This is a genomic window from Methylobacterium sp. CCH5-D2, from assembly GCF_001556475.1.
GTDB classification, from domain to species: domain Bacteria; phylum Pseudomonadota; class Alphaproteobacteria; order Rhizobiales; family Beijerinckiaceae; genus Methylobacterium; species Methylobacterium hispanicum.
Genome location: NZ_LSIX01000539.1, coordinates 1 through 3,427 on the forward strand (window position 1 = coordinate 1; position 3,427 = coordinate 3,427).

Here is a 3,427-nt window from a genome sequence, read left to right on the forward strand (position 1 = left end):
CGCCCGCACGATCCTCAAGGGCCCGCCGATCCTCGTCCTCGACGAGGCGACATCGGCGCTCGATTCCTTCACCGAGCGCGAGATCCAGCACGCGCTCGACCAGGTCTCCCGGGGCCGTACCACGCTGGTCATCGCCCACCGGCTCTCGACCGTGGTCAACGCCGACGAGATCCTCGTGCTCGACCGCGGCGTGATCGTGGAGCGGGGCACCCACGGGGCGCTGCTGGCCCGCGGCGGCACCTACGCCGCCCTGTGGAACCGCCAGCGCGAGGCCGACGCCGCCCGCGAGGCGCTGAAGCGGGCGGAGGACCGGGAGGAGGACCGGGAGGAGGCGGGTGCCCCATCGGCGCAGCGGGATGCCGTGGCGGCGGAGTAGACGGCGCCGGGCGCAGGATGGCGAATATTTGGGCATGATCTGAATTCGACGCGGGTGAGATCTGCGGAACCGACGCGTTCGGGCCGGGTTTAGCGATCCGATCGCGCGGGCCCCGCGCAGTCCTTCGTCTCGACCCGCCCCTCTTCAGATCTTTCCCATGCAGATCCGCACCGGCTTCACCCTCGCCTTCGACACGTCCGGCCCGACGCCGATGAACCTGCTGCTCAACATCCGGCCCGAGCGGCAGGCGGATCTGGTCACACCGGAGGTGATCCGCTTCGATCCGCCGGTGCCGGCGAGGCAGAGCATCGACGCCTTCGGCAACGTCTGCACCCGTATCGTCGCGCCGGGCGGGCGCATCACCATGAGCGCCGACTTCGTGGTGGCCGATCCGGGCACGCCCGACGACGTCGCACCGGCCGCGCGCCAGATCCCGGTCCACGACCTGCCGGACGACGTGATGATCTTCCTGCTGGGCTCGCGCTACTGCGACACCGACAAGCTCTCGCAGACCGCCTGGAACCTGTTCGGCTCCACGCCGGAGGGCTGGGCCCGCGTCCAGGCCATCGTGGACTACGCCCACAACCGGCTGCGCTTCGATTACCAGATGGCGGACGCGACGCGCTCGGCCCATGACGGGCACGGTCAGCAGGTCGGCGTCTGCCGCGACTTCGCGCATCTGGCCATCACGCTCTGCCGTTGCATGAACATCCCGGCCCGCTACGCCACCGGCTATCTCGGCGATATCGGCGTGCCGAAGGACCCCGCGCCGATGGACTTCTCGGCCTGGTTCGAGGTGTTCCTCGAAGGCCCCGAGGGGCCGCGCTGGTACACGTTCGACGCCCGCCACAACACGCCCCGCATCGGACGCATCGTGATGGCGCGCGGGCGCGACGCCACCGACTGCGCGCTGACCACGAGCTTCGGCCCGGCCTGGCTCGCCCGGTTCGAGGTCCACACCGACGAGGTGCCGGAGATGCCGCTCGCGCAGGCGGCGTGAGGGCGGCGCACCCGTAACGCCGCGAGACGGATCGGCGGCCGCGACCCGCCGGACGGTTGACGGAAGCCGATGGGACTGCCATCCGCGGCGGCCTGACCCCGGACGGGTCGGCCGCCGCGAGAAGGATGACCCGGAGCCCATGACCGATCTCTTCGAGACGATGCGTCGGGTGCTGGTGCCCATCCACAAGGAGGGCTACCCCTTCATCCTGATCGGCATCGTGCTGACGGTGCTGGCCGGCTACTTCTCCCAGTTCTTCGGCTGGATCTTCCTGATCCTGACGCTGTGGGTGTGCTACTTCTTCCGCGACCCGGAGCGCGTCACGCCGGTCGGCGACGGCCTCGTGGTCTCGCCCGCGGACGGGCGGGTGAACCTCATCGCCAAGGTCCTGCCGCCGCCGGAGCTCGACCTGCCCCAGGTGCCGATGACGCGGGTCTCGGTCTTCATGAACGTGTTCGACTGCCACGTGAACCGCACGCCGGTGACGGGCACGATCGGGCAGATCCACTACACGCCGGGCCTGTTCCTGAACGCCGAGCTCGACAAGGCGAGCGAGGACAACGAGCGCAACGGCCTCGTGATCGAGACCAAGTTCCGCGACATGCCGGTGCGGGTCGGCGTGGTGCAGATCGCGGGGCTGGTGGCGCGCCGCATCGTCGGCTTCGTGGGCGCGGGCGACCAGCTCCAGGTCGGCGAGCGCTTCGGCCTGATCCGCTTCGGCTCGCGCGTGGACGTCTACCTGCCGGAGGGCACACGGGTGCTCGTCGGGCTCGGCCAGAAGGCGGTGGCCGGCGAGACGGTGCTGGCCGACCTCGCGGGCGGACCCGAGCGCCAGTTCCGGCGCATCTGAGGACGAGGGGGGAGCCCGATGGACGACCTCTTCCCGCCCTTCGAGCCGGACGCCAACGAGCCGCGCCCGCGCCGGTTCAAGCCGGTGCCGTTCCGGATGATCGCGCCCAACATGATCACCCTGATGGCGCTCTGCCTCGGGCTGACCGCGATCCGGCTGGCCTTCGAGGGCAAGTTCGAGCCGGCGGTGATCGCCATCGTGGTCGCGGGGCTGCTCGACGGCATCGACGGGCGGGTGGCGCGCCTCCTCAAGGGCACCTCGCGCTTCGGGGCCGAACTCGATTCGCTGGCCGACTTCGTCAATTTCGGCTGCGCCCCGGCGCTGATCCTCTACGGCTTCGCCCTGCACAACCTGAAATCGATCGGCTGGATCGTGGCGCTGATCTTCGCGATCGCCATGGGGCTCCGGCTCGCCCGCTTCAACGCGATGCTGGACGACCCCAACCGGCCCGAGTGGAAGAAGGACTTCTTCGTCGGCATGCCGGCCCCGGCCGGGGCGCTCACCGCGATGCTGCCGCTCTATCTCAGCTTCCTCGGCCTCGGCTTCGAGTCGTGGGCGGCGCCCGCGATCCTCGTCTACGTGCTCTGCATCGCGCTCCTCGTGGTCTCCACGGTCCCGACCTTCTCGGGCAAGACCATGGGCAAGCGCGTGCCGCGGGCCTGGGTGCTGCCGATCTTCCTGGCGGGCGTGGCCATCTTCGGCGTGGTGATCAGCTTCCCGTTCGAGTCGCTGGTGGCGATCAGCATCGCGTATCTGGCAACCGTGCCGGTGGGTGCCGCGCAGTACCGCCGCCGCCAGAAGCTCGAGGACGCAGCGCGGACCGATTCGGAGCGGCCCGCCGCGACGGTCTGATCCGACCTCCGGGTGACTGGTTCGACCGCGCGCGGTGAACAGCGCCGTGCCCCCTCTCCCATCCGGAGAGGTCTGCTTTCGCAGAAAGCCGGGTGAGGGGTATGACGCCCCAGAACTGCGCACACCATCGACGCGCGTTCAGGGCGCCGCCTCGTATGGCAGCGTCATACCCCTCACCCTGTCCCTCTCCCTTTGGGGGAGGGGACCCGCGCTTCGTCCTGAGACGATGCGTTAGACCGAACCCATCAACCGGAAACGGTATGATCCGACCTCTGGTTGATCTGTTCGACCCTTTGAGGTGAACCGCGCCATGCCCCCTCTCCCATAGGGAGAGGGTTGGGGTGAGGGG

Annotated in this window: 3 protein-coding genes and 1 pseudogene; all 4 read left to right on the top strand. The window is 69.6% G+C overall.

Annotated elements, in window-relative coordinates:
* Positions 1-376, top strand: a pseudogene (locus AX737_RS13815) (metal ABC transporter permease); the annotation flags it as partial.
* A gap of 157 nt (positions 377-533) precedes the next feature.
* On the top strand, positions 534-1,376 hold the full coding sequence (locus AX737_RS13820; protein ID WP_066922222.1) for a transglutaminase family protein: 843 nt from the start codon (positions 534-536) through the stop codon (positions 1,374-1,376).
* 139 nt (positions 1,377-1,515) lie between these two features.
* Positions 1,516-2,226: a phosphatidylserine decarboxylase gene (locus tag AX737_RS13825; RefSeq protein WP_066922224.1), complete on the top strand. Its 711-nt coding sequence runs from the start codon at positions 1,516-1,518 to the stop codon at positions 2,224-2,226.
* A gap of 18 nt (positions 2,227-2,244) precedes the next feature.
* Positions 2,245-3,078, top strand: a complete 834-nt coding sequence (locus tag AX737_RS13830) for a phosphatidylcholine/phosphatidylserine synthase (protein WP_066922226.1) — start codon at positions 2,245-2,247, stop codon at positions 3,076-3,078.
* Positions 3,079-3,427 lie beyond the last annotated feature (349 nt).

What these genes read in the sequence shown, in the direction of transcription:
- AX737_RS13820 (WP_066922222.1), top strand. Translation starts at nt 534, where the DNA reads ATGCAGATCCGCACCGGCTTCACCCTCGCCTTCGACACGTCCGGCCCG.
- AX737_RS13825 (WP_066922224.1), top strand. Translation starts at nt 1,516, where the DNA reads ATGACCGATCTCTTCGAGACGATGCGTCGGGTGCTGGTGCCCATCCAC.
- AX737_RS13830 (WP_066922226.1), top strand. Translation starts at nt 2,245, where the DNA reads ATGGACGACCTCTTCCCGCCCTTCGAGCCGGACGCCAACGAGCCGCGC.